The following is a 23259-nucleotide window of genomic DNA, read 5'->3' as shown; positions in this document are numbered from 1 at the left end:
GATATATTTACATTTTAGGAGGGGGAAGATGGATAAAAGAAAAGAAACGACTGTTACTGTTTCGATGGTTAAATTAAACTTTTCTTTATTTTTTATAATAATTGCTTTGTCGTTTGGAATTGGTTATTTGCATATATTTCTTTCAGGTGGGGTTCAAGTCGAAGTTACATTATTAACGATGTTTCTTTTTATTATCGCAATGATTGTTCTCGTTTGTATTCATGAAGCGATACATTTAATTGGCTTTCGCTATATCGGAGGTGTTCCGTGGAGTGAACTAAAATGGGGCGTTAATTGGAAATTAGGTGTTGCATATGCTCATTCTAAACAGGCGGTTACAGTAAAGCAAATGAAGAAAGTGTTAATGCTTCCGTTTTTACCAACTGGAATTTTGCCAATTGTATTGGGATTAGCTATGAATCTGGAGCCACTCTCATTTTTAGGAATTCTACTAACAGCAGGGTGTATCGGCGACATTGCCGTATATCAAAAAGTTTCAAAGTTTCCAGATGATGCGCTAGTAAAAGATCATCCGAGTAAACCGCAGTTTACAGTATATGAATAATAAGAGGAGGCGTTTTTGAACAACTGCCTCCTCTTATTATTTTTTGTCGGTAAATCAATATATTGTGAAAATTGTTGATATAATTTAATTACTATTATTGTATTTTTATCTCCATCTCCACCTCTAAAAACGAAAGCACCTCCAACAAATCATCTACGATACGTGAATGCTTAAAATCACCCCAAAACGAATCTTTTTTCCAAACACCAAGAATCCCTACTTGTTCAGAACCAAGCACATCGTTTTCTGGATGATCTCCAATATAAAGACATTCTTCTGCCTTCACATCTAGTCTTTGCAAAGCACGTTCGAAAATTTCAGGGTGAGGTTTTTTAATTCCTTCAGCTTCTGAAACGAGAATGGTGTTTGTATACGTATGTATATGTAGTGCTCGAAGGTTGCTCATCTGAAATTCAGTAAAACCGTTTGTGATAATACCAATTTTAATGTTTCGCTGTTTTAACTGTTGAAGTAGTTCATGCGTGTTTTTGAAAGGAATACAATGATGTTGGAAGTTTGTAATATAGTCGTGTAGTAGTTGCTCTTGCGTTAAAGTAGTAATGTTGTATTCGGAAAGGAGAGTAGCATATACTTTATCCTTCCACGTATAGCCATTATTATCGAGTTCAAGAAATCGAGAACAATACTCTGATTTCTCTATACTCATCAAATGTGAGGAGAAGCGATTATATTGCTCACAAATAAATTGTTCTAAAGATTGGCGTCGATCTAATAGTGTTCCATCTAAGTCGAATAAGATTGCACGAATCATGAGAAGCCTCCTTGCAGTTTTTATAATTAATTATCGCATATTCGCAAAAAAATGATTATGATATTTTGTAGAATGGAATAATGGGGGATTGTATGAAGAAACTGTATGGCAAGTTAGTGTGTTGTATTATAGCAAGCGGTTTAGTTGCAGGATGCGATAGTGCTATCGAGGTTACAAAAGAAAAAGAAATTTGTAAAACAGAAGAAGAGTGCACGCAAATAGGAGATAAAACATTACAAAAAGTATATAAAAAGATAGAGGGACTTTCAGAACTTGAAAAAGTAGAGGATTATGACATAGAAGAGTATGAAAGTATGAATATGAAAGAGGCGGAACAGAAAAAAGAAGAGGATGACAATTACTTCTTTTTAGCTTCTTATTATATCGATGATGAAGAAATTGTAGATCCTTATTTTGAGAGATTGGATCGTAAGAGATTGAATAAAGTTTTTGCAGATGACGAAGTAGCAAAAGATGATTTGTTAAGTCAGCGACAAGATAGAGAGTATCATGAAACCTTATGGGACATGTATCGCACTCTCGTCCCAGTGAAATATCGTGAGAATATAACAGGATTTGGTCTAATAACGGATGGTTATGATGGCGTTGTTGCCCATGTCATGCCAAGTATAGATGATCCGAGAGATTGGGTGCTTAGTTTAGACGTGCTTGATTCTGGGGTGAATATAGATGAAGTGATGAAAACATTAATTCATGAAACGGCTCACGTATTAACGATTGGACATAAACAAGTACCAGTGGATAGAAAGTATTTAGAGGCGTTTGATGAAGAGAAAGACATTTCATCATATCGAAATAAATGTAAAACGGTGTTCGTGAAAAATGGATGTGTGAGAAAAAGTTCGTATATTAACCAATTTTATAATGAATTTTGGAAACCAATTGAGCAAGAGTGGACAGAAAAGAAAGTAGAAGAAAGTGAAGAGGCACAAATTGAATTTTATAAAGAAAAGCATGATGAGTTTGTATCGCTATATGGAACAACAAATGTAACGGAAGATATCGCAGATACATTTACAGCGTTCATTTTACAAGATTCAAAAAAAGTGAAAGAAGGAACAGAGTTAAAATATAAGAAAATTGCTTTCTTCTATCAGTTCCCTGAGCTTGTAAAAATGAGAGCGGAAGTGCTGTCAGGATTATATGATGTTTCGAAAACGATAGAACAACAAAATGGAGACTAATGTGAGTTATGCTTTCGATATAGTTTCATTAAAGAAAAGCGTGAAGAATTTTTAATTCTTTGCGTTTTTTCTTATGTTGATAAAATTGAAAATTCTGTATTTTTATCAAAAAGAAGAAGGAACTGGAGGCACAAAAGAGAATTAGTATAAAAATGTCACAATTTAGACACAATTATAATGCGCGTGTTGTAGGGACTATAAGTTTACTCTCGAGGAGGTAATGAAACGTATGAAAACGATTCTTGCTGTTGCTGGTCTCATTTGGGTAATGTCTCACGGTTTTCCGATTTTTGAAGGGGAGCAAATTCGTAGTGCTTTGAATGAAAAGTTTAATGATTATCATGTGATAGATCGAAAAGATAATGTCGTTACAGTACGTGTGAAAGACTGTTTCCATACAGTTACGGTTGCGGATGGAAACATTACAAATGAAACGAAAATGTGTGATAAAAGGTAAAAGAAAGAAGCTGACTATAGCGCACTGTTTTGAGTCAGCTTCTTTTTCTTTTTCCAATTAGAATTTTTTCAAATGCCTCAACAAATACATACATAAGAGTTGCAAGAACACATGTGAGTAGTACGCTAAGTAAGACGAGTGTGAAGTTAAAGACTTGGAATCCGTAGCTAATTAAGTAGCCAAGTCCTTGTTTGGAAACGAGAAGTTCTCCGAAAATAACACCAACCCAGGATAAACCAACATTTACTTTTAACGTTGAGATAATTGCTGGAAAGGATGCAGGGAGAACGACTTGCTTATAACATTGCCATTTATTTGCGCCAAATGTATCCATCACTTTTATATAGTTAGAATCGACTTCTTGAAATGCACTGTAAATAACGAGAATGGTAATGATGATGGAAATGATTACTCCCATTGCGATAGAAGATGAAATGTTTGGACCGAAAATAACGATGATGATTGGACCGAGTGCAACTTTTGGCATTGCATTTAGGACGACGAGGTAAGGATCAAGTACGCGGGCTAGAAGTGGCATCCACCAAAGAAACGTGGCAATAATAGCACCGAGTACCGTTCCGAGAATGAAGCCTACTCCTGTTTCCAGCAATGTCGTCCATATGTGGACCCAAAGTGAACCGTCGATCCATTTCGTTAAGAAGAGATCCCAAATACTCGAAGGAGAGCTAAAGAGTAAAGGATCAATCCATTCTTTTTTGCTAGCTATTTCCCATAGTGCAAAGAAAAGAATAAGTAGTAAAAGCTGTAATGAGCGAGCAATCCAAGCACGCCTGCGTTCTTTCTTTCGAAATTGTTCATGTAGTTGTTTTATATTATCCAAGTCGTTCCAGCTCCTTCCATATATCTTGAAAGAGGGCTGGGAAATCGTAGTGATGGCGTGCTTCTAACGGTGATAAAGAACGGATACTTTCCGGGACGATAAAGATTTTCGCGATTTTTCCAGGATTCGCTTGAAGTAAATAAATACGATCACTCATCGCAATCGCCTCTTCAATATCGTGAGTAACAAGTAGTGATGTTTTCTTATATTTATTTAGTAAGTTGAAAACGAGTTCTTCTAGTTTTAATTTCGTTTGATAATCGAGTGCGGAGAATGGTTCATCTAGTAATAAAATTTTCGGATCAGTTGCTAACGTTCGAACGAGAGCGGCACGTTGACGCATACCACCGGATAGTTCACGAGGATATTGTCTTTCTACCCCATGTAGACCGACTTGCTTTAAAAGATTTAAAGTATGTTCTTTCATTTGTTCATCATAAATCCTTCGAATATGAAGTCCAAGCATAATATTTTCTTCAATCGTTTTCCACGGGAATAAGTAATCTTGCTGCAACATATATCCCATAGATGATGTTTTCGTTGTAATTGGTTCACCATCTAAAAAGACAATACCATCAATTGGATCAAGTAACCCAGCAATGATTGAGAGGAGCGTTGTTTTACCGCAACCACTTGGGCCGAGTATAGAAATAAATTCGCCTTCTTCCACTTGTAAGCTCATATCTTCAAGAATAAGTTTGGCATTCTCTTTTGCAAAAAAGCAGTGAGAAACGTTACGTATTTGTAAAAAACTCATACACTTCGCCTCTATTTCTTAATAACGCTTTCGGCAATTTTTGTATTGACGAGCGCTTCATGTGGGACTTCTTTTTGTAATTCACCAGCGTCTTTCATAATCGTTTGGAGCTGTTTCCATTCTTCCGCATCTAGTAGTGGATTTGTCGAATAAGAATGTTGCTTTTTATACCGTTCAATTACTTTTACTGTAATGTCTTTTGAAGTGTCTTTAAATAGCGGGGAAACAGCATCAGCAATCTCTTCTGGACTATGTGTATCAACCCATTGCTGTGCTTTATAGAGCGCACGTGTGAACTTTTCAGCAGCAGCTTTATCTTTCTTTAAGAAACTTTCTTTTGCCATGAATGTTGTATAAGGAACAGTACCAGATTCATTTCCGAATGAAGCGACGATATAACCTTTACCTTCTTTTTCGAATATGCTTGCAGTCGGTTCAAAGAGCTGGACAAACTCTCCTGTACCAGATGCAAAGGCATTTGCAATATTAGCAAATTCGATATTTTGAATTAAGTTCGTATCTTTACGAGGATCAATGCCATTTTTCTTTAAAACGTATTCCCCAACCATTTGCGGCATGCCGCCTTTACGCTGTCCTAAAAATGTAACACCTTTTACGTCATTCCAATTAAAAGAGTCTAGTTTTTTACGTGAAACTAAAAATGTCCCATCTGTTTGTGTAAGCTGTGCAAAGTTAATGACAGGGTCTTTCGCTCCTTGTTGATGAACGTAAATAGACGTTTCAGAACCGACGAGAGCAATATCAATTCCGCCAGATAATAGGGCGGTCATCGTTTTATCGCCACCAGCTGTTGTTTGTAGGTCAATATTTAGTCCTTCATCTTTAAAAAATCCTTTTTCAATCCCGACATATAATGGGGCATAGAAGAGAGAATGGGTAACTTCGCCGACGCGAATGTTTTGGGTTTGTTCTTTCGTACTTTCTTTTTTACTACTACAAGCAGCAAAAGTAAAAACAGCTAGTAATATGATGCAAAAAATCGCGATTAATTTTTTCACTATATAACACCTCCCAGAAGTCACTCTACAAGCATGATATGTAGGTAAGTGCCCATATGTGAGTGTAGATAGCAGGAATTTTTTTGGAGGTAAAGAAGTACAAATATAAGGGGTGATAAAATGGAGTACGAATACGATGATAGCGTACATTTACATCTTGATTATTTCGGGACAGAATGTGATATGGAATCGATTGCTTATAAGAGGAAGAATGAAGACGTATGGGATGTGTATTTTAATTTTGGAGTATACGGTATTCAGAAAGACGATGTAGAGTTAGGTAGGTTTATGGATGAATATGCCGGTTATTACGTTTTTTCTGTACATGCTCGCGACCTTAGTTGGGAATTTGGAAGTGCCCAGTTTGAAGAGTGGGTTTTGAAAAATCGGATAGTAGAAAAAACGCTACAAAAATAGGAGGGATTTTGTGATTGGATTTCTCATCTTATTATTTATTTTTGTGGCCGGATTTTTTATTATGCAAATGCTTATTTACCGATTTGCAAAGAAAAACATCCATAAATATACAAAAATAAAGTGGCTACATATGAATATGAAAAAAGGTCCGAGATTAGATTTTTTTGATTTTGTAGTTACAGTACTCGTATGTATCGTATGGAAAATATGGCTGCTTCCTTTTATATAATACACATGCTAATCATCTTCTCTTTTATCATAAAATAACGAAAAGAACCTGTCTTGTGGCGGGTTCTTTTCGTTATAGTAATAGTTGTTAAAAACGTACAACGCTTGTTTATTAATTCTTTCGTATTTTCATGTCGAATCTTTAATAGCATTAAGGATTTCTAAAAAATAGTTATTATATCATAAAGTGGAGTGCTGAAATTAAGTTTTTCAAGAATGAGTAATTTGTATGCCACAATTTAACTATTGATTAAGGAAGTATTAAGGAAATATATTTATAGTAGAAGCAAGTTTGCAGACGAAATATAGGATATATGTTATTTTAATACAAATAGTTTTTTCGATGCGAGGTGAAATTAATACATAGAAAAGAGGGAATGAATTGAAGTTTGGTTTTACACTTTTTCATCTTCCAAAAAGAAATATATTAATTTCTAGCATTATAAGTAGTATGGTGACTTTATTAGTAATAACTATGCTGTTTATGATTTTAAAGGTTTTCAATTTAGACATGATGAAAGATCATTTAAATCAAAAGCTTGTTTTAAGTGTTATGATGATTTTCATATGGGGCATAACGTTTTATATTACGCATTTCAATAAAAAAGAGATGCCTATACTTAGAGCATCCCTACGAGTGCATTTTATATTATTTTTGCTAGCTCATACAGTAGCGTTATTTTATATTGTCATGCAAGTTAATATGAGTTTCATAGAGGCAATGAATTGGATTTACTTTTATAATATGCAGTTTATATTAAGTTTTGCAGTAATTTATGCAATATATATTCTTGTATATAATTTAATAGGTAAGGTTTTTCTAAGTATGGTTTTAACGAGCTGTACGTTAGTCATTTTATGTATTGTGAATTATTTGAAGCTTATTTTCAGAGGTGATCCGTTATATCCTTCTGATTTTACACAAATTACGCATATGCAATCTGTTATACCGATGGTGATGGACTATTTTAGTTGGAGTTATATTTTTGTCATTATCTTAAGTATCGTAGCTTGTATTGTAGCAGGGATATATATGAGAAGGTATATTCAAAATGTAAAGATTCATCTAGGAATAAGAGCCTTATTAGTAGTAGGGTCTATTTTTGTTCTATATGCGTATGGTAATTTTGCGAATACATTTATGAATAAAGTATTTCAAAAATCAGGTGTAGATTTTGTTTTGTGGAATCAAAATGAGAACTATGCTTCAAATGGTTTTGTACTTGGGTTTATTAGCAATTTAGATACAACAGTTATGGAAAAACCAAAAAATTATTCTAAAGAAAATATGCTTCAAATAGCAAACGATATAAAAAAACAATATAGTGGAAATATAGGGAGCCAAAAGAAAAAAGAGAAACCGAATATTATTTTTGTAATGAGTGAATCGTTTTGGGATCCGACGAAAGTAACTAACCTTTCTTTTAGTGAAGATCCTGTACCAAATTTACATCATTATATAGAAAACTTTCCTGGTGGACAAACTATTTCTCCTACATTTGGGGGAAATACGGCGAACGTTGAATTTGAGGCATTAACAAGTTATTCAATGAGTTTGTTAAAGCCAGGTTCTATACCATATCAGCAGGTTATTACAAATAAGAAAGAAATTCCATCAATCCCTACGGCGTTGAAAAAAGAAGGTTATTATACAAGTGCAATTCATTCATTTGGTCGCACATTCTTTAAACGTGACGATGTATATAAGGTGTTAGGATTTGATAAGTTTAATGCAGAGGACACGATGGAAAATGTGGATATTGATGGAGATTATATTAGTGATTTAGCGATGAGTAAAGAGATAATTGCTGAGTTAGAGGAACAAAAACAACCTACATTTATTCATGCAGTTACGATGCAAAATCATTTTCCATTTACAGAGGGCCGATTTGGTGAAAACCTAATCGAAATTAGCGGTCTAGAAAATGAAGATTCAAAGGGAGAATTAGAGACGTATACAGAAGGATTAAGACGTTCAGATGAGGCTCTTCAATATTTAATAGAGCAACTAGATAATTTAGATAGACCTACATTATTAGTATTCTTTGGAGATCATCTTCCATCATTAGGAACAAATAAATCTTTTTATAAAGAAAATGGGTATATAACGAATGAAAAAACACCGAATGAACGTTTAGCGATGGCGCAAACGCCGTTATTAATGTATGCAAACTTTGATATGCCAAATGATAATTTAGGTTTAGTAAGCCCAATTCATTTTTCTAATCTTATTTTTGATTATGCAGGATTAAATAAATCCTTATTTTATCAATTTTTATCGGAATTTTACAAGGAAATACCAGTGCTTAGAGATGAATTAAAAGTTGATAAAAATGGAGAAGTAATCAATGATTTAACAAAGAAACAAAAAGAAATGTTAGAGCAATATAAAATGCTCCAATATGATTTACTCGTCGGAAATCAATATAGTAAAGATATCCTCTTTAAATAAAAGAAACAAAAAGAACTTGTATAACGATACAAGTTCTTTTTTCATAGTATTTAACGGGGTAACCAGACAAGCTGGGTTTAGGGAGTCTTACCTGTACATTTAGTATATATGAAAATGTAATCGTTTTATTTGTGTATTTGTGAGAAATATGTGAATTTTATGTTTTATGAAAAATCGATTATATTAACTTTCGTTCTTGTATTGCAGTTGTTATGCATGTAAAAATTTTATCAGTTCTTTATTTAATTCATCCGCTTGATCGATTGGTGAACCATGACCACTATTTGTAAGAGCATGTAACTGAGAATTTTTAATTCGTTGTTGCGTAAGCTCAGCACTTTTGTAAGGAATTAGTTGGTCGTGAACGCCGTGGAAGATTTTTGTTGGGACGTTAATTTTATTTAAATCTTTCGTTACATCTTCATTTGCAGCTGCTTGTAAAATTTTTATAAGGGCATAAGAAGCGGACTGCATACCGAGATAAGAAAACCATTCAAGGGTTGCAGCCCCTAAGTTTCTATTAAAAAAGGATAAAGATACATCATTTAAAAATTTTGGTAAATTAGCATACATTTGATTAATGAGAGCATCTGCTTGTTCTTTCGGTACACCGTAAGGGGACTCTTGATTTTTAACGAAAGAGGGGGAGACAGCGTCAATTAATGCGAGCTTAGAAATGCGGCGCCCATTATAGCGAGACATATAGCGAATAGAAAGAGCACCACCAACTGAGAAACCGACTAATGTAGCGTTCTCTACTTGAAGTGCTTCCAGAACAATTGCGATATCATCGGCTAATCGATCATACGTGTAACCAGTCCATGGCTTATCAGATTGTCCATTCCCTCGTATATCCATGGCGATACAGCGAAAGCCATGCTCAGGTAAAACATTGAGTTGATATTGGTACATTTGATGATTTAAAGGCCATCCGTGAACGAAGAAAACAGTCTTACTATCTGGACCAGGATTAACGTCTTGCACAAAAATATGCACATCTTTCTCGACAGTAACAAACATAAATGTCCCCCTATTCTATGAATATACTCGATCCCAAAAGCGTTGTTTTGTCATAGCTTTAATAAATTCATTTGCTAGTCGCGTAGAGTCTTGTTCTATTAAAACACCAGGCTTTCCTTCGATATTTAAAGATTGAATAATAGAAGAGCCGTTTTGGAAGGAGCCAATCGGCTTAAAGTGATTATATGATTCTACGACAAATGAACTTGCGTTGTTAAGAAAATGATCATCCATCTTTCCGCCGATAAGAAGTAATCCATCATAAAAGAGTTGTGAGCCTGTTAAGAAAGTATCATTTACTTCCCACTGTCCATTTGGCGTTCCCTGCACTATGCCTAATCGTTCGGAAACGATCACTGGTTGAAGACCTACTTGTTTGAACTGATTTATTATATATTGTGCGCTTGGTCCATCATATCCATTTGCAACAATGACACCTACTCGTAATGTATTAGGACTAAAGGTTGTATTTGCCATACTTAGTGCTGGAGATGATTTTGTAACGGTGGATTCTTGCATATTTGGGACTTTTGCTCCGAGAGATTCTGCAACTAAAGTAGCCAATTCTGTACTAATATGTCCAATCATATCCACGACTTGTTGGCGGACAGATTTACTTTTGACTTTTCCTAATTCAAAGGAGAAAGCCTGCATAATATGGATTTTTTCGACGTGACTCATACTATTCCAAAATAAACGAGCTTGAGAGAAGTGGTCTTTGAAGCTAGCAGCAGTTTCTCTTGTTTTATGACCAGATACAGTAGAAGGATATGTAACGAATCCCCCATTTGTTCCAGGTACAGTATAAGGAGAATTATTTGCTAAGGAATTGTTATGGTAGGCAACTTTTCCTTTGTCGATTATATATTTAGACGCACCATCTCTTTGGTTGTTATGAAATGGGCATATTGGACGGTTAATCGGTAGTTCTTGATAATTTGTACCAACGCGTGCTAATTGTGTGTCTGTATAAGAAAAGAGTCTACCTTGTAAGAGAGGGTCATTGGTAAAGTCAATACCACGGACGATACTTCCAGGGTGTAGTGCCACTTGTTCAGTTTCAGCAAATACATTATCTACATTGCGATTTAAGGTCATTTTCCCAATGATTTTAACGGGAAAATCTTCTTCAGGCCAAATTTTCGTTGCATCTAATATATCGAAGTCGTATTTAAATTCGTCCTCTTCTTCTAAAATTTGAATGCCAAGTTCGTACTCAGGATAGTTTCCAGCATTAATATTTTCCCACAAATCACGGCGATGGTAATCTGGGTCAGCACCACCTAGTTTTTGTGCTTCATCCCAAATTAACGAATGAACGCCAAGCTTTGGCTTCCAGTGGAATTTCACGAATCGTGACTTTCCATTTTTATTAACTAGACGAAATGTATGAACGCCAAATCCTTGCATCATTCGAAAGCTTCTTGGAATTGCACGATCGGACATAATCCACATCATCATTGCAGCTGATTCTTGATTGTTGGCGATGAAGTCCCAAAAAGTATCATGTGCTGTTTGGCCCTGTGGAATTTCATTATGTGGCTCTGGTTTAAGGGCGTGAATAAGATCAGGAAATTTAATGCCATCTTGAATAAAGAAAATGGGAATATTATTTCCTACTAAATCAAAATTTCCTTCTTCTGTATAAAATTTAACGGCGAATCCTCTTACATCTCTATTCGTTTCATTTGCTCCTTTTGATCCAGCTACTTCAGAGAAACGAATAAAAAGCGGTGTTTTTTTTGAAGGGTCTTGTAGAAAGTGGGCCATTGTTAGCTCTTCTAAAGATTCATATAACTCAAAAATGCCATGTGCTCCGTATCCTCGTGCGTGAACGACTCGTTCTGGAATTCGTTCACGGTCAAAGTGAGAAAGTTTTTCTCGCATAAGGAAATCTTCTAGAAGGGTAGGGCCACGATCACTGGCAGTTAAAGAGTTTTCATCGTTTGAAATTTTAATACCTGTATTTGTTGTCATCTCCTTTCCTTCATTTTCACGCATGAAAGATTGGAGTTGTTCGGTCTTTTTATTTTTTTTGCCATCCATAAAAAACACCTCCCATAATATACGTATTATTGTTTATGTTTTTTATGCTTGTATATAGCATGAAGATATTGCATAGTTGGCATGATTTTCCTCAAATGTTCGATTTATCTTTGTTTGTCTATGAAAATCATTTATTATAATAAATGGTATTCTTCGAGATATTATTTTGAAGGGGTGTTGAAGTGAAAGAAAGTTTTCTATCATATAAAGAAGAAGAAAGAAATGCAAAAATCCTTTTATGGGTGTTATATGTCATTGTTATTGTATATCAAATTTTCTATGCAATCGTATTAGAAGATAAATCAATAATGGATAAGGGATACAACATAATATGGCAAGTTATTTGCGGAGTAGCAATACTGTGCGTGAATATATATTTAATGAAAAAAGAGAAGGCAAACCTTGTTAAATATGCATGGATATTTGCATACATAGGGATAGAACTCGCTAATATATTTTCGTATGTTTTTTATAATAAGGCGGCGTTTGATGCGACAAATATAATAGAAATTATTCTCATTTTCTTTGTACCTATATTTTTAAATAAAAAATTCTATGTGTTTTTACTTTCCTCTATTGTAGGAAAATATTTAATTTATTTATTTGTATTAGAGGAAGTAAAAGCATTTATGTTCCTTATTATGTATACACTTATGTTAATAGCTGCATATATCATTTTAAACCGATTTTTACAATATCTTTCAGCTGTAAAGGAAAGTATTGCGATTGCTAGTGAATCACAGAAATTAGCAGTAATCGGAAAAATGGCAGCGACGGTTGGACATGAAATTAAAAATCCACTTGCTTCATTAAAAGGATTTACGCAATTACAACGAGAGAAGCATGAAGAGGATCCTATTTATAAACGTATGATTTTTGAAATAGAAAATATGAATAATATGATAAGTGAGTTAATGGAAGTTGCTACATGCAAACCTTCTATTTATAAGAAACATGATGTAGGAAAAATTGTATTACAAGTAATAACAAGTCTTCGTGAAAAAATAGATGAATTAAACATTCAGTTTATTTCTAATGTGGAAGAAAAAACAATAGAAGTTGAATGTGATGAACGAAAAATAAGAGGAGTCTTTTTATATACGATAAAAAATGCTTTAGAGGCAATGGGACAAGGTGGTATATTACATTTACAATTAGAAAATAAAGGGAAAGAATTTGTAATGATCAGTGTGATCGATAATGGTCATGGTATTAAGCAAGAAAACTTACCCCGTGTTACAGAGGCCTTTTATACAACGAAACAAGATAAAATTGGTCTGGGACTGACGGTAGCGAATCGAATTGTCGCCGAGCACCTTGGTGAGTTGCATATTTCAAGTGAAAAAGATACTGGAACGAGAATAGACATCATTCTCCCAAGGAAGTGTGGAAATACTGAAATCCAAGTGGAAGAAAAGCTAGGAGTTACCATATGAATAAAGGCTATATATTTAAAACTGAAGAAATAAAGGCGCTGAAAGCATTTTTAAGTTTATTTTTTATTATATTTTTCGTATATGATCTTGCCTATGAATTTATCGTACCGTTAATCGGTGGAGAGCAAGAAGGTGTAGGAGAGTTTGAAGATGGTTTAGGTTTATGGCTTTACTTTTTGATGGTGGTATTGTTTTGCATTGGAATATACTTTATGAAATGGAAGAATGCTTTTGCGGTAAAGTATATTATTCTAATTGGCTATAATGTATTAGATTGTATCCATAACATTATGATTTATTATGGTAGCGATGCAGAATTTGACGGTGGAAATATAGTAGAAGGATTTTTTATTTTGTTTGCACCAATCTTTGTGAATAAAAGATATTTCTGGTTAGTTCCAGCGATACTTATCGGAAAGTATGCTCTTACAGGAATCATTATTCAATCTTCTCTCGTTTTAATCCCAATGGCATTATATAGCGTATTTACTATCATATGTTGGATTATATTTTTAAGGGTTCAGTCTTACGTTCGTACGCTTGAGATGATGGACAAAGAAATAAAACAGACAGAAAAACTAGCAGCTGTTGGAAAGATGGCAACGGTTATTGGTTATAAGATTAGAAGACCTTTAGCAAACTTAAAAAAACTTGTGAATAAACAAGCAGACAAGCATCCAGAGGATAAAATTTATAGTGATATTATGAAACAAGAAGTAGATCGGATTCATATAATTGCTACAGAACTTAGTGGATTTGAGAAATCTAAATCACTAGAATCAGAAACTCATAACATACAAGAAATTATTTCTTATGTTATTCGAGTTATGGAAAAGCCAGCTTTAAAACAAGGAGTTTACATACAAGGTATTTACAGTAAAGACTTACCATCAATTACATGTGATGAAAAACGATTAAAACAGGTCTTTTTTAATTTAATCAAAAATGCAATTGAAGCAATGTCAGTTGGCGGAACAATTACGATTAAAGTTACTGTAAAAGATGGAATCATCGTTCAAGTGAAAGATGAGGGATGCGGCATTCCGAAAGATAAAATTCCAAAGTTAAATGAAGCCTTTTATACAACGAAAGAAACAGGAACTGGTCTAGGTTTAGTAGTTACAGAAAAAATTATTAAAGACCACAACGGTAAAATAAGTTTTGAAAGTGAAGTTGGGGTTGGAACGACGGTTGAAGTTATGTTACCACTGCATTAACTACAAAAAACATCACTTATTTGGAAGTGATGTTTTTTTATTTTATCTCGCTATTTGTGTATAGTAAAAATCTCATTTTATCGATAAAGAATGTATGATGTGTTTCTAGCATCAAAATGTTTTTTGAAAGTTTTCAATATGGATTTCCTAGAAAAAATTCAGATTATAAAAATTAATAGTTTTTTTCTAAAAAAACTATTTTCTTTTTTGGGTTTTAATGGTATATTCAAAACACGATAAATAAATACCTATATTTGGCACACTATTCGAAAGGATAGGTCGCAAAGCTAAGAGTCTAAAGTAATGAAAATTACTATGATAGTCTGGTTGCAGTTTGGATTTTCACACATAGTTGTATGTATGAAAATCGAAGAGGCAACCGGATTTTTTTATTGTCTCAAAAAGAAAAAATAAATGGGCACACTATTCGAAAGGATAGGTCGCAAAGCTAAGAGTCTAAGGTAATGAAAATTACTATGATAGTCTGGTTGCAGTTTGGATTTTCACACATGTTGTGATGTATGAAAATCGAAAAGGCAACCAGGCTTTTTATTTTCTAGGAATATACACTATGATTGTAAATTTAGCTAGAAAATAAATTTAATGTTCGAAATATTCGGTATATAGGAAGCGAGGGAGGGAAGTACATTGCAAAAACAAATAGGGAAATTTGGGCGTATACTTCTCGCTGGAGGAATATTATTTACACAAGTTGGTGTGCTAGACTACTCTGCAACGAAAGTTTATGCGGTTACAAACGACGAGCAAGGACGTTTTATCGTTCATATGGATAAACAAGAAATAAAAGTTGATGAAAATGTAGTATTAAAGATTACAAATACAAATAAACAAGATGCTAATATCGAGCTGAAATTATCTAATGAGCAGCTGTTTAATGAAGCAGAAACGAAAAAAATGAATGAAAACAATAAAGCGATTCAAAACATTTCAGTAACAGAAGATCACATTGTAAAAATTGAAAAGAATGAACAAAGTAATTCTATCGGTGACGTATATGTAGTCATTCAAATGAAAAAAGCTGGAGAGTACAAATTTGAACCGATAGTGAAGTTTGAAGGGAATGAAAAGAAAATTGAATCTCCTTCTCTACATGTTGTAGAGAAAAAAGAGGCTTTACATGTAGCTATTTCTGATGAAAATCGAAAGGTTTCAGAGGAAGTTGTGAAAAAAGAAATCAGTGAAACAGTGAAAGTATCGGAAGAAAATAAAAAACAAGAAATAAATGCTACTAATGCTGAAATTCCAAAAGAAACGAAGACTTTAGCGAAAGAAAAGGTTAATGAAGAACTCGTATCAAAGGAAAATGAATTAAAAGAGAGCAATAAGGTCAACGAAAATAATCAGGAATTACCTGCTATTCAAGCTGAGAAGGTATTAAAGAGCCAATCTCTACTAGCTGCTAGTCCTGTTACAAGTATTCTTAAATATCCAAATGTAAAGGTAATAAATAATAGAACAGGTGAAGGGCCTTCTATCTCGGGTAAATATGCTTTTAGATTTGTTTGGAGCCCACAAGTAACATATGAGGTAAAGGGTAGTAGCGATGACAGAACTGGTCAAAGTCAATATACATTTAGAAATTCAAATAGAGAACAGTACGTATTAGTAAAAAAAGCTGGTGAATATCAAGGGAAATGGATTGATGTCCGTATTAATATTCACTCTATGACAGCTTCATCTGTAGATGTTAAAACACCAATAACTAAAGGTGATGCAAAAAACTTTTTACAATTATATGGGAACGGAAGGTCAGGACAAACTTATAATGCTTCCTTTGAATTTTATGAGCACGGAACAAGTAAAAAAGTACCATTAACGGCAATGTGGAATTTTAAAAGGATAAATAGTTATAAAAATGTTACGTTGCGTAATGATGGTAGTCATTTAACGAATTTATACGTGTATGATACGAGTTCAATTAGGTATCAAGATAAAGGGAATAATAAAATAGAGTTTTCTGGAACAGCAGGCCCAGTAGCTACTCCAGAAGCAGATATGACAATTACATTTGATAATTTAACAGAATTACCGCTAGAAGTTAGATTAAATGCTTCAGGTGTTAATGTAGCATACGACCAATTAGCGATCGCACAAATTGAAATTCCAGCTCCAAGTGTAATAGGAGATATTGTGGAAGATAATTCCCGTCAACTTTCTTATAAGGTATATCAAAATATGCCTGCTCAATCGAAAGATATTCACTATGCGAAATCTTTTGTATTAGAAAGTGAAGTGAATAAGGATTTTACTGTGAATGATGTTTCCATTCAAGATGTGGAGAGTGGAGATGATGTAAGTAGCTTCTTTGATATTAATAGGAAAAACAATAAAGTCACTGCAGTTGCGAAAGAAAATGCGCTAAAAACAGAAGAATTCAACGGGAAAATTTACGAGATGACAATTACAGGTTCTCCTGTAAAAGGTGCCGATGTAATGAAATATTACAAAGGTGGTTATCTTGAAATACCGGTGTCAGCTAAAAATTATTTAGATGGCGATAAGAATGGGCAAGATAGTAATCGAGATGGAATCGCAAAAATAAGGTATAAAGGTATTCCAATTGGGAAATCAGTCCCACAAAAAGTAGTGCAAGGAACAGATTTAACAAAAATGGATATTTCTAAATTTGTGACAGATTTATCTGTAGATACGAATTTGGATGTAGATAAACCAATATCAGTAGTGAAGTTAATCAATATTCCGGATACCAAAATAATAGGGAATCATACTGTAACGGTTGTAATTGAAACGAAGCAAGGTGTACAAGCGGAAATTCAAGTTCCAGTTACTGTTGTTGATGGAACTTTAAAGTTAGTAGACGTACCAAAAGAAATTACCTTTGGAGATTTAACAATTCCATCGAAAACAACGACATACGCACCGAAAGCGATCTCAAATCCTTTAAAGGTAACCGATGATCGTGTTAAAAAGCAAAAATGGAGTGTATATGTAAAGGAAATTACACCGTTAACTTCAGCACAAAATGACACATTGACAGGAGCATTGATTTACAAACGAAATGGAAAGGATACACTTTTAAGTACTTCTAGTATAGAAGCATTCTCGTATACTTCTAAAAACGACGAGGAGGTTTCATTAAATTGGAAGGAAAACGAGGGAATTCATTTACAAGTAAAACCAGGGCCGAATGTCAAAGCAAATACAAAATATGTCGGACAGCTAGAATGGACATTAACCGATGCTCCTCTCTAAAAATATATGAAATATATAAATTTTAGAAAGGAGAGAGTAATGAAAAAAATAGTTGGTATTATCGTTTCCACATTTATATGTGTGCCGTTTCTTATGGCAAATGTAGTAACGGCTACAAGTGCGAATTCAAAAGCAGGTATTACATTTTCGAATAGCTATACACCAAATACATCAACTGATCCGACAAAGATAAATCCAAAAAAAGAGACAGTTGATAAAAATAAAAATGGAGATAAATATTTACCGAAAACAGGAGGCCAGACACGGGACTTCAAACAATATATAGGATTGTTTTCTATTGTTTTATCTCTATATGTATTCAAAAGAATTAGGGGAAAGCAAGTGTATTCAAAATAAAAAATAGATGAAAACAGAGAAAAGGGGAAGGTACATATGAAACTAGCAAAATTAGCATTAATTGGTGCAGTGTCATTAACATCAGTTGCAGCAGTAGGAACTTCAGCATTTGCGGAAGAGAAAGCAAATATGAAATCTAAAACAGATGTAATGTTTATTGAAGATACAAGCATAACAGATCCAAATAATCCAGAAAATCCAAATGAAAAAGTTACACCAGAGAACCCTGGTGACCATGAAAAAGGAACAAAAGGTCCATTAAGTATTAACTACGTTTCTAACTTACACTTCGGCGAGCAAGTTATCTCTGGTAATGATCAAACGTACTTTGCAAAATTGGATAAGGTGAAACAAGGGGGCAAAACAGTTGAAGTACCTAACTTCGTATCTGTAACAGATAACCGTGGTACAAATGCAGGATGGAAATTGAAAGTAAAGCAAAATGCACAATTTAAAAGTGGTAATAGTGAGTTAACAAATGCAGCTTTAAGCTTAAGTAACCCAGCTGTAAATTCTGTAACTGATGCACAATATGCACCTACCACATTTAAAGATAAAGTAACACTAGCTCCAGGTGGAGATGCGGTGGAAATTGCTACTGCCGCAAAGAATAAAGGTATGGGTGATTGGACGACTGCATTCGGTAAAGGAGCAGAACAAGGTAAGCAGAGTGTGAGCTTATTCGTGCCAGGTACGACAGCAAAAGAAAAAGGTGCGAAATATTCAGCTGAGCTAACTTGGACTTTAGAAGATACACCAAACTAAGCTTGTATAAGATTGAAAATTAAGAATAAATGAATTTTAAAAAATAAAGGAGTATAAAACTATGAAACTAGCAAAATTAGCATTAATTGGAGCGGTAACATTATCATCAGTATCAGTAGGGACGTCTGCATTTGCAACTGAGAAAGATGGCGGGAAATTAGATTCAAAAGCATTCATTAAATTCGAGAAAAATACAGATAAAATTGATGTTGTTAATCCAGAGAATCCAGATGAAACTGTAGATCCAGTTGATCCAGATAAAAAAGGTACAGATGGTCCACTAAGTATTGATTATGTATCTAACTCCAACTTTAAAACACAAAAAGCATCAGGGAATAACGAAATCTACTTTGCAGAATTAGATAAAGTAAAGAAAAAAGTAGACGGTTCTGTAATTGACGTGCCAAACTACGTTCAAGTAACAGATAACCGTGGTACAAATGCAGGATGGCATTTAACAGTAAAACAAAATGGTCAATTCAAAACTGCAGATGATAAAGCGTTGGATGGCGCGGCATTAACATTAAAAAATTCAGCTTTGAAATCAAATGCAGGTAGCGATGCACCAACAGCAGAGCAATCTATCACATTAAATCCAAGTGGTGCAGCATCTGATTTAATCGATGCAAAAGAAAATCAAGGTATGGGTACGTGGGTAAATACGTTCGGTAAAGATGCAACAGAAGCGAAACAAAGCGTAGAGTTATCTGTACCAGGTAAAACGAAAAAAGAACAAACACAATACACAACTTCACTAACTTGGGAACTAACAGACGCTCCTATGTAGGTAAGAGGAATTTTAAGATAAAAGAGGAAAATGAGAAGAGATAAGGGAATGGCTTTAACCTTATCTCTTTCTTGTCTATAAAATGGATATGAAGGGGACTACATAAGAGATGGTAAAAAAACTATTTACTAGCTTACTATTAATTACATTCTTCATGATAAACGCTTTTTCAGTATATGCAGCTGAAATGAAATTTGCTGTGACAGCAGTTATACCAGAAAATCAAATTGATAAAAATCAAACGTATTTTAATTTGAAAATGCAACCTGGACAAAAGCAAACAATTCAAGTCCAAATGAAAAATGATACGAATAAAGAAGTTGTGGTAGAATCGTTTGCTAATACAGCAATTACGAATAGCAATGGTATTACAGATTATAGTACAGTAGAACCAAAAACGGATTCTACTTTGAAATATCCGTTTTCTAAAATTGCTAAAATGCCCAAAGAAACGAAAGTCCCAGCTAACAGCATAGTGACAGTTGATATAAACTTGGAAATGCCAAGTGAGTCGTTTGATGGTGTTATTCTAGGTGGTTTATACTTTAAAGAAAAAGAAGATGAGAATGCAAAGAAAAAAGATGAAGGTGTGCAAATTGAAAATAAATATGCATACGCAATTGGTGTTGTTTTAAAAGAAACAGATGCTGAAGTAAAACCAGACATGAAATTAAACGAAGTAAAGCCAACACAAATTAACGGGCGTAACGTCGTTACTGCAAATTTACAAAACGTAAAGCCAGCAATGTTAAAAAATTTAAGTGTTGATGCAAAGATATATAAAGAAAAAGGTACGGACGTTTTATTTGAAGCGAAAAAAGAAAATTTAAGAATGGCGCCAAACTCAAACTTTGATTACGCTATTAGCTGGGAAAACAAAGCATTTGATCCAGGAACGTACCGAGTAGAAGTGAAAGCTACTGATGGCGATCAAAAATGGGAATGGACGAAAAAATTTACAATTGAAGGCAAGACAGCTGATAAGTTAAATGATACAGCGGTAGAAGCGAAAAAAGACTACACACTATATTACATTATCGGCGGAGTACTACTGTTAATTATATTATTAGTTCTTGTGTTCTTCTTAGGTAGACGTTCTAAAAAAGAGGACGATAACGAAAAATAATATATTGATAGTGTAAAAAGAAAATAATGGATGTTTTACTATGAAAAATATATAATGGCTTTGTCTGTTATTTGTTGTAGTTCATTTATATTTCTATTTGTTGACCCGAATTTCGGGTCTTTTTTTATGAAATGAATTGCTATATATCGGTAATTAGAAAAATAGAATATACAGCACTTGCAGTAATTCCAGGGGTAATATAAAGGGATATAGCATCTCCTCTTGCAACTGGGTTTCCAGTTGTAATACTAGTCCAAGTTACAGTAGCGGGACCTACTGCCGGAGTAGGATTAAATACTTGAATTTGTCCTGCTCCGCTATCCGTTGGTTTAATGGAAAATACCATAGTTCCGGTAATTTTGTCAGTAGTAGTTAAGGTAATAGTAGATAGGATGTAGCTAGAAGAAGGGGTTGTGAGGTTTGTTGGGACATTTCTGCAAATATTAATCGTATAAATAGCAGCAGGTAAATTATTTATATTTATAGACGCAGAAAAGCCGACAATACTACCGGCTCCAGCAGTGACATATGGAATAACATTGGAGTCAATTCCAGGAGAACCCGCTATACGTTGAAAACCAGCATTTGTTCCTTGAAAAACAATACTTTTTGCTGAAGCGCTATCGGCAGATCCCGTAGGTCCAGTAATGCCCGTAGGTCCAGTGTTCCCCGTAGGCCCAGTGATGCCGGTAGGCCCGGTACTACCGGTAGGTCCACTTTCTACTAATACGATATAATCTGGAGATATATTAGGAAACCCTTGAGGTGCATCTTTTTTTACAACATAGCCACTGCCCGTATAAGTGACAACTTGTCCTTTTTTATAGTTGGGAGCCGCTGCTAGACTAAAGGTGGTAGTACTTTGGAAACCAGCTCCGGAAGGTCCAGCATTACCCGTAGGTCCGGTGTTCCCCGTGGGTCCAGTGTTCCCCGTGGGTCCAGTGTTCCCCGTGGGTCCGGTGTTCCCCGTGGGTCCGGTGTTCCCCGTGGGTCCAGTGTTCCCCGTGGGTCCAGTGTTCCCCGTGGGTCCAGTGTTCCCCGTAGGTCCGGTGTTCCCCGTGGGTCCAGTGTTCCCCGTAGGTCCGGTGTTCCCCGTGGGTCCAGTATTTCCGTTAGAACCGCTGTTGCGTCTGCCATCGCAACTAAAAAAATTACGTGGGTACATATATGTTCTCCTTTCTATATTTTCAAAATCTAGTTTTTAAAATAGAACTAATATATATATATTATGAATTCTATAATTTTGTGTGGCAGATCGTCTTTTGTGTCTAGATTTCAAAAGATAGCGGGAGGAGAATTAAGTAGTGTTAGAGCCACCATTTTTCCTGAGGAAGTAAAATAACATCCACATCAAAATTCTCTTTAAACCAATCATACATCAATGTCTCTTTCACTAAATATTCAGAGGCAGAGTGTGACACACCAATTAGAGACATATTCGTTTCTTTTACATAATCCATAATGAGCGAGTATTTATGTCTGCCGTAATCATTGTCGATATGGCAATGGATTTCTCCTGTAATATATGCGTCAGCACCTTTTTCTTCTGCTTCCTTCATTAAAGATACAACATCGCCACATCCAGCGATAATTGCGATTTTTTTGATGGAATCATGTCGTTTACCTTCGAAGTCTGTGTAAGGAATCTGGAAGAGTTGTTTTAGATGTTTTTGGAGTGCTTCTGTTGATGTTTCATCTATTTCACAAATAAGGCCAACTGGTTCTTGTTCTGGACCTCCATATGCAAAGTCGTCCACTACAGTAGCGTTTAATGCTTTTGCAATTGAAATACTCGTTCCATGTGTTTGATGAAAATCCATTGGTACGTGACATGTATATATAGAAAGTTGTTTTTCTTTTATTCCTTGCAAATATTTTTCAGGAATTGGTATGAAACCGCGGCCTGATCTTCCAAGCGGATCACCGCACTCCATTACAAGGGGATGGTGCATAAAGAGTAAATCACCGGGTGTGGATTGTGAAATGAATGTTTCAAGAACGTCATCTGTAGGGAATACAGCTAAAAATACTTTGTTTACATTTTCAGATCCGTGCATCATAAGGCCGTTAAATAAATCTACAAAATTTGCTTCGAAAAATTGTTGCCAAGGAAATTTGATAGGATCATATACGGCTGGGATAAATCGACTAAAGGCACTATCTTTTCCGTATTTTTCAATTTGGAATAAGTGATCGAGTGATTGCTCTATTTTTTTTAAGGCTGGCATGTTTGATAATCCTCCTTAAGATGATTCTTGCTTTATGAGTTGTTTGTATTCTTCGTAGCAAAATAAGAAGCGGATAGGAAACAAATAAAACCTAGAATCCAGCTAATAGAAGGAGAATAGGGAAGTACATGCTGTAATAGCATTCCGCTAGAAATGAAGAAACTACTAAATACACCTAATAACATGGGATATCGTTGTAGTTTGAACACAGATAGTAAACGTCCTTTCTCCTGCATGAACTACTCATAAAAGCTCGATTGCTGAAACTTTATCACATACATTGTATATTAGTCTTAATTTTCTGTATATAAATTTTAAGAAAAATGATGA

General features: G+C 34.6%; 22 protein-coding genes and 2 riboswitches. Of the genes, 13 read left to right on the top strand and 9 right to left on the bottom strand.

All coding sequences use genetic code 11. The features are described 5' to 3' along the window. The first annotated feature begins 28 nt into the window (after positions 1–28). On the top strand, positions 29–565 hold the full coding sequence (locus tag ACTFN4_RS06355; protein ID WP_000361288.1) for a DUF3267 domain-containing protein: 537 nt from the start codon (positions 29–31) through the stop codon (positions 563–565). 94 nt (positions 566–659) lie between these two features. Here ACTFN4_RS06355 and ACTFN4_RS06350 read toward each other — a convergent pair whose 3' ends face one another. Continuing rightward, complete coding sequence (locus ACTFN4_RS06350; RefSeq protein ID WP_439962148.1) at positions 660–1337, bottom strand: HAD family hydrolase; 678 nt, start codon at positions 1335–1337, stop codon at positions 660–662. Positions 1338–1429: 92 nt separating this feature from the next. On the opposite strand from ACTFN4_RS06350, the gene ACTFN4_RS06345 reads away from it, so the two are divergent. Together ACTFN4_RS06345 and ACTFN4_RS06340 are read left to right on the top strand one after the other, a co-directional pair. After that, entirely contained in the window at positions 1430–2542 is a 1113-nt protein-coding gene (locus ACTFN4_RS06345; RefSeq protein ID WP_439962147.1) for a recombinase family protein, read from the top strand. A gap of 229 nt (positions 2543–2771) precedes the next feature. Continuing rightward, on the top strand, positions 2772–2999 hold the full coding sequence (locus tag ACTFN4_RS06340) for a hypothetical protein (protein WP_000849112.1): 228 nt from the start codon (positions 2772–2774) through the stop codon (positions 2997–2999). A 34-nt stretch (positions 3000–3033) separates the two neighbouring features. Here the strand turns inward: ACTFN4_RS06340 and ACTFN4_RS06335 are convergent, their stop codons facing one another. The 3 genes from ACTFN4_RS06335 to ACTFN4_RS06325 are packed head-to-tail and all read right to left on the bottom strand — an operon-like array spanning position 3034 to position 5616. Next, on the bottom strand, positions 3034–3840 hold the full coding sequence (locus ACTFN4_RS06335) for an ABC transporter permease (protein ID WP_000368771.1): 807 nt from the start codon (positions 3838–3840) through the stop codon (positions 3034–3036). Continuing rightward, positions 3833–4597, bottom strand: coding sequence for an ABC transporter ATP-binding protein (locus ACTFN4_RS06330; RefSeq protein ID WP_439962146.1), 765 nt, complete (start codon positions 4595–4597; stop codon positions 3833–3835). The genes ACTFN4_RS06335 and ACTFN4_RS06330 overlap by 8 nt, the downstream gene beginning before the upstream one ends. An 11-nt stretch (positions 4598–4608) precedes the next feature. Continuing rightward, complete coding sequence (locus ACTFN4_RS06325) at positions 4609–5616, bottom strand: ABC transporter substrate-binding protein (protein ID WP_439962145.1); 1008 nt, start codon at positions 5614–5616, stop codon at positions 4609–4611. A 120-nt stretch (positions 5617–5736) separates the two neighbouring features. Here ACTFN4_RS06325 and ACTFN4_RS06320 point away from each other — a divergent pair, with 120 nt between their 5' ends. The 3 genes from ACTFN4_RS06320 to ACTFN4_RS06310 all read left to right on the top strand — a co-directional run bounded on the left by ACTFN4_RS06320 (position 5737) and on the right by ACTFN4_RS06310 (position 8713). Continuing rightward, positions 5737–6033: a DUF3986 family protein gene (locus tag ACTFN4_RS06320; protein ID WP_000455580.1), complete on the top strand. Its 297-nt coding sequence runs from the start codon at positions 5737–5739 to the stop codon at positions 6031–6033. Positions 6034–6043: 10 nt separating this feature from the next. Continuing rightward, a complete protein-coding gene (locus ACTFN4_RS06315) occupies positions 6044–6262 on the top strand; it encodes a hypothetical protein (RefSeq protein WP_439962144.1) in 219 nt (72 codons plus the stop codon). Positions 6263–6643: 381 nt separating this feature from the next. Further along, complete coding sequence (locus ACTFN4_RS06310; RefSeq protein WP_439962143.1) at positions 6644–8713, top strand: LTA synthase family protein; 2070 nt, start codon at positions 6644–6646, stop codon at positions 8711–8713. Between the two features lie 210 nt (positions 8714–8923). Here the strand turns inward: ACTFN4_RS06310 and ACTFN4_RS06305 are convergent, their stop codons facing one another. Then, entirely contained in the window at positions 8924–9733 is an 810-nt protein-coding gene (locus tag ACTFN4_RS06305; protein WP_439962142.1) for an alpha/beta fold hydrolase, read from the bottom strand. Between the two features lie 15 nt (positions 9734–9748). After that, entirely contained in the window at positions 9749–11779 is a 2031-nt protein-coding gene (locus ACTFN4_RS06300; RefSeq protein WP_439962141.1) for a catalase, read from the bottom strand. A gap of 182 nt (positions 11780–11961) precedes the next feature. On the opposite strand from ACTFN4_RS06300, the gene ACTFN4_RS06295 reads away from it, so the two are divergent. The 7 genes from ACTFN4_RS06295 to ACTFN4_RS06265 all read left to right on the top strand — a co-directional run bounded on the left by ACTFN4_RS06295 (position 11962) and on the right by ACTFN4_RS06265 (position 20701). Further along, complete coding sequence (locus ACTFN4_RS06295; RefSeq protein ID WP_439962140.1) at positions 11962–13215, top strand: ATP-binding protein; 1254 nt, start codon at positions 11962–11964, stop codon at positions 13213–13215. Beyond that, positions 13212–14432: an ATP-binding protein gene (locus ACTFN4_RS06290; protein ID WP_439962139.1), complete on the top strand. Its 1221-nt coding sequence runs from the start codon at positions 13212–13214 to the stop codon at positions 14430–14432. Before ACTFN4_RS06295 ends, ACTFN4_RS06290 begins: the two co-directional genes overlap by 4 nt. Before the next feature lie 246 nt (positions 14433–14678). Then, positions 14679–14767, top strand: a riboswitch (cyclic di-GMP riboswitch). A 72-nt stretch (positions 14768–14839) separates the two neighbouring features. Then, positions 14840–14928: riboswitch (cyclic di-GMP riboswitch) on the top strand. 152 nt (positions 14929–15080) lie between these two features. Beyond that, positions 15081–17666: a WxL domain-containing protein gene (locus tag ACTFN4_RS06285; RefSeq protein WP_439962138.1), complete on the top strand. Its 2586-nt coding sequence runs from the start codon at positions 15081–15083 to the stop codon at positions 17664–17666. Between the two features lie 39 nt (positions 17667–17705). Then, complete coding sequence (locus ACTFN4_RS06280; RefSeq protein WP_025710008.1) at positions 17706–18023, top strand: hypothetical protein; 318 nt, start codon at positions 17706–17708, stop codon at positions 18021–18023. A gap of 36 nt (positions 18024–18059) precedes the next feature. Then, positions 18060–18788, top strand: coding sequence for a WxL domain-containing protein (locus tag ACTFN4_RS06275; RefSeq protein WP_439962137.1), 729 nt, complete (start codon positions 18060–18062; stop codon positions 18786–18788). A 61-nt stretch (positions 18789–18849) separates the two neighbouring features. Further along, positions 18850–19575, top strand: coding sequence for a WxL domain-containing protein (locus ACTFN4_RS06270; protein WP_439962136.1), 726 nt, complete (start codon positions 18850–18852; stop codon positions 19573–19575). A 109-nt stretch (positions 19576–19684) separates the two neighbouring features. Next, on the top strand, positions 19685–20701 hold the full coding sequence (locus tag ACTFN4_RS06265; protein ID WP_439962135.1) for a DUF916 and DUF3324 domain-containing protein: 1017 nt from the start codon (positions 19685–19687) through the stop codon (positions 20699–20701). Positions 20702–20840: 139 nt separating this feature from the next. On the opposite strand, the gene ACTFN4_RS06260 is transcribed toward ACTFN4_RS06265, so the two are convergent. The 3 genes from ACTFN4_RS06260 to ACTFN4_RS06250 form a co-directional block, all read right to left on the bottom strand. Further along, entirely contained in the window at positions 20841–21866 is a 1026-nt protein-coding gene (locus ACTFN4_RS06260; protein WP_283746263.1) for a collagen-like protein, read from the bottom strand. A gap of 142 nt (positions 21867–22008) precedes the next feature. Next, positions 22009–22929, bottom strand: coding sequence for a Nif3-like dinuclear metal center hexameric protein (locus ACTFN4_RS06255; protein WP_224201024.1), 921 nt, complete (start codon positions 22927–22929; stop codon positions 22009–22011). Positions 22930–22961: 32 nt separating this feature from the next. Beyond that, positions 22962–23165: a hypothetical protein gene (locus tag ACTFN4_RS06250; RefSeq protein WP_439962169.1), complete on the bottom strand. Its 204-nt coding sequence runs from the start codon at positions 23163–23165 to the stop codon at positions 22962–22964. Positions 23166–23259 lie beyond the last annotated feature (94 nt).

It is taken from the genome of Bacillus cereus group sp. MYBK95-2 (genome assembly GCF_051915225.1).
Lineage (GTDB): Bacteria > Bacillota > Bacilli > Bacillales > Bacillaceae_G > Bacillus_A > Bacillus_A cereus.
This window is presented reverse-complemented; position numbering and strand designations above follow the sequence as displayed.

Coding starts and splice junctions, on each gene's coding strand:
- ACTFN4_RS06355 (WP_000361288.1), top strand. CDS start 29: ATGGATAAAAGAAAAGAAACGACTGTTACTGTTTCGATGGTTAAATTA.
- ACTFN4_RS06350 (WP_439962148.1), bottom strand. CDS start 1,337: ATGATTCGTGCAATCTTATTCGACTTAGATGGAACACTATTAGATCGA.
- ACTFN4_RS06345 (WP_439962147.1), top strand. CDS start 1,430: ATGAAGAAACTGTATGGCAAGTTAGTGTGTTGTATTATAGCAAGCGGT.
- ACTFN4_RS06340 (WP_000849112.1), top strand. CDS start 2,772: ATGAAAACGATTCTTGCTGTTGCTGGTCTCATTTGGGTAATGTCTCAC.
- ACTFN4_RS06330 (WP_439962146.1), bottom strand. CDS start 4,597: ATGAGTTTTTTACAAATACGTAACGTTTCTCACTGCTTTTTTGCAAAA.
- ACTFN4_RS06320 (WP_000455580.1), top strand. CDS start 5,737: ATGGAGTACGAATACGATGATAGCGTACATTTACATCTTGATTATTTC.
- ACTFN4_RS06305 (WP_439962142.1), bottom strand. CDS start 9,733: ATGTTTGTTACTGTCGAGAAAGATGTGCATATTTTTGTGCAAGACGTT.
- ACTFN4_RS06300 (WP_439962141.1), bottom strand. CDS start 11,779: ATGGATGGCAAAAAAAATAAAAAGACCGAACAACTCCAATCTTTCATG.
- ACTFN4_RS06290 (WP_439962139.1), top strand. CDS start 13,212: ATGAATAAAGGCTATATATTTAAAACTGAAGAAATAAAGGCGCTGAAA.
- ACTFN4_RS06280 (WP_025710008.1), top strand. CDS start 17,706: ATGAAAAAAATAGTTGGTATTATCGTTTCCACATTTATATGTGTGCCG.
- ACTFN4_RS06275 (WP_439962137.1), top strand. CDS start 18,060: ATGAAACTAGCAAAATTAGCATTAATTGGTGCAGTGTCATTAACATCA.
- ACTFN4_RS06270 (WP_439962136.1), top strand. CDS start 18,850: ATGAAACTAGCAAAATTAGCATTAATTGGAGCGGTAACATTATCATCA.
- ACTFN4_RS06265 (WP_439962135.1), top strand. CDS start 19,685: ATGGTAAAAAAACTATTTACTAGCTTACTATTAATTACATTCTTCATG.
- ACTFN4_RS06260 (WP_283746263.1), bottom strand. CDS start 21,866: ATGTACCCACGTAATTTTTTTAGTTGCGATGGCAGACGCAACAGCGGT.
- ACTFN4_RS06255 (WP_224201024.1), bottom strand. CDS start 22,929: ATGCCAGCCTTAAAAAAAATAGAGCAATCACTCGATCACTTATTCCAA.
- ACTFN4_RS06250 (WP_439962169.1), bottom strand. CDS start 23,165: ATGCAGGAGAAAGGACGTTTACTATCTGTGTTCAAACTACAACGATAT.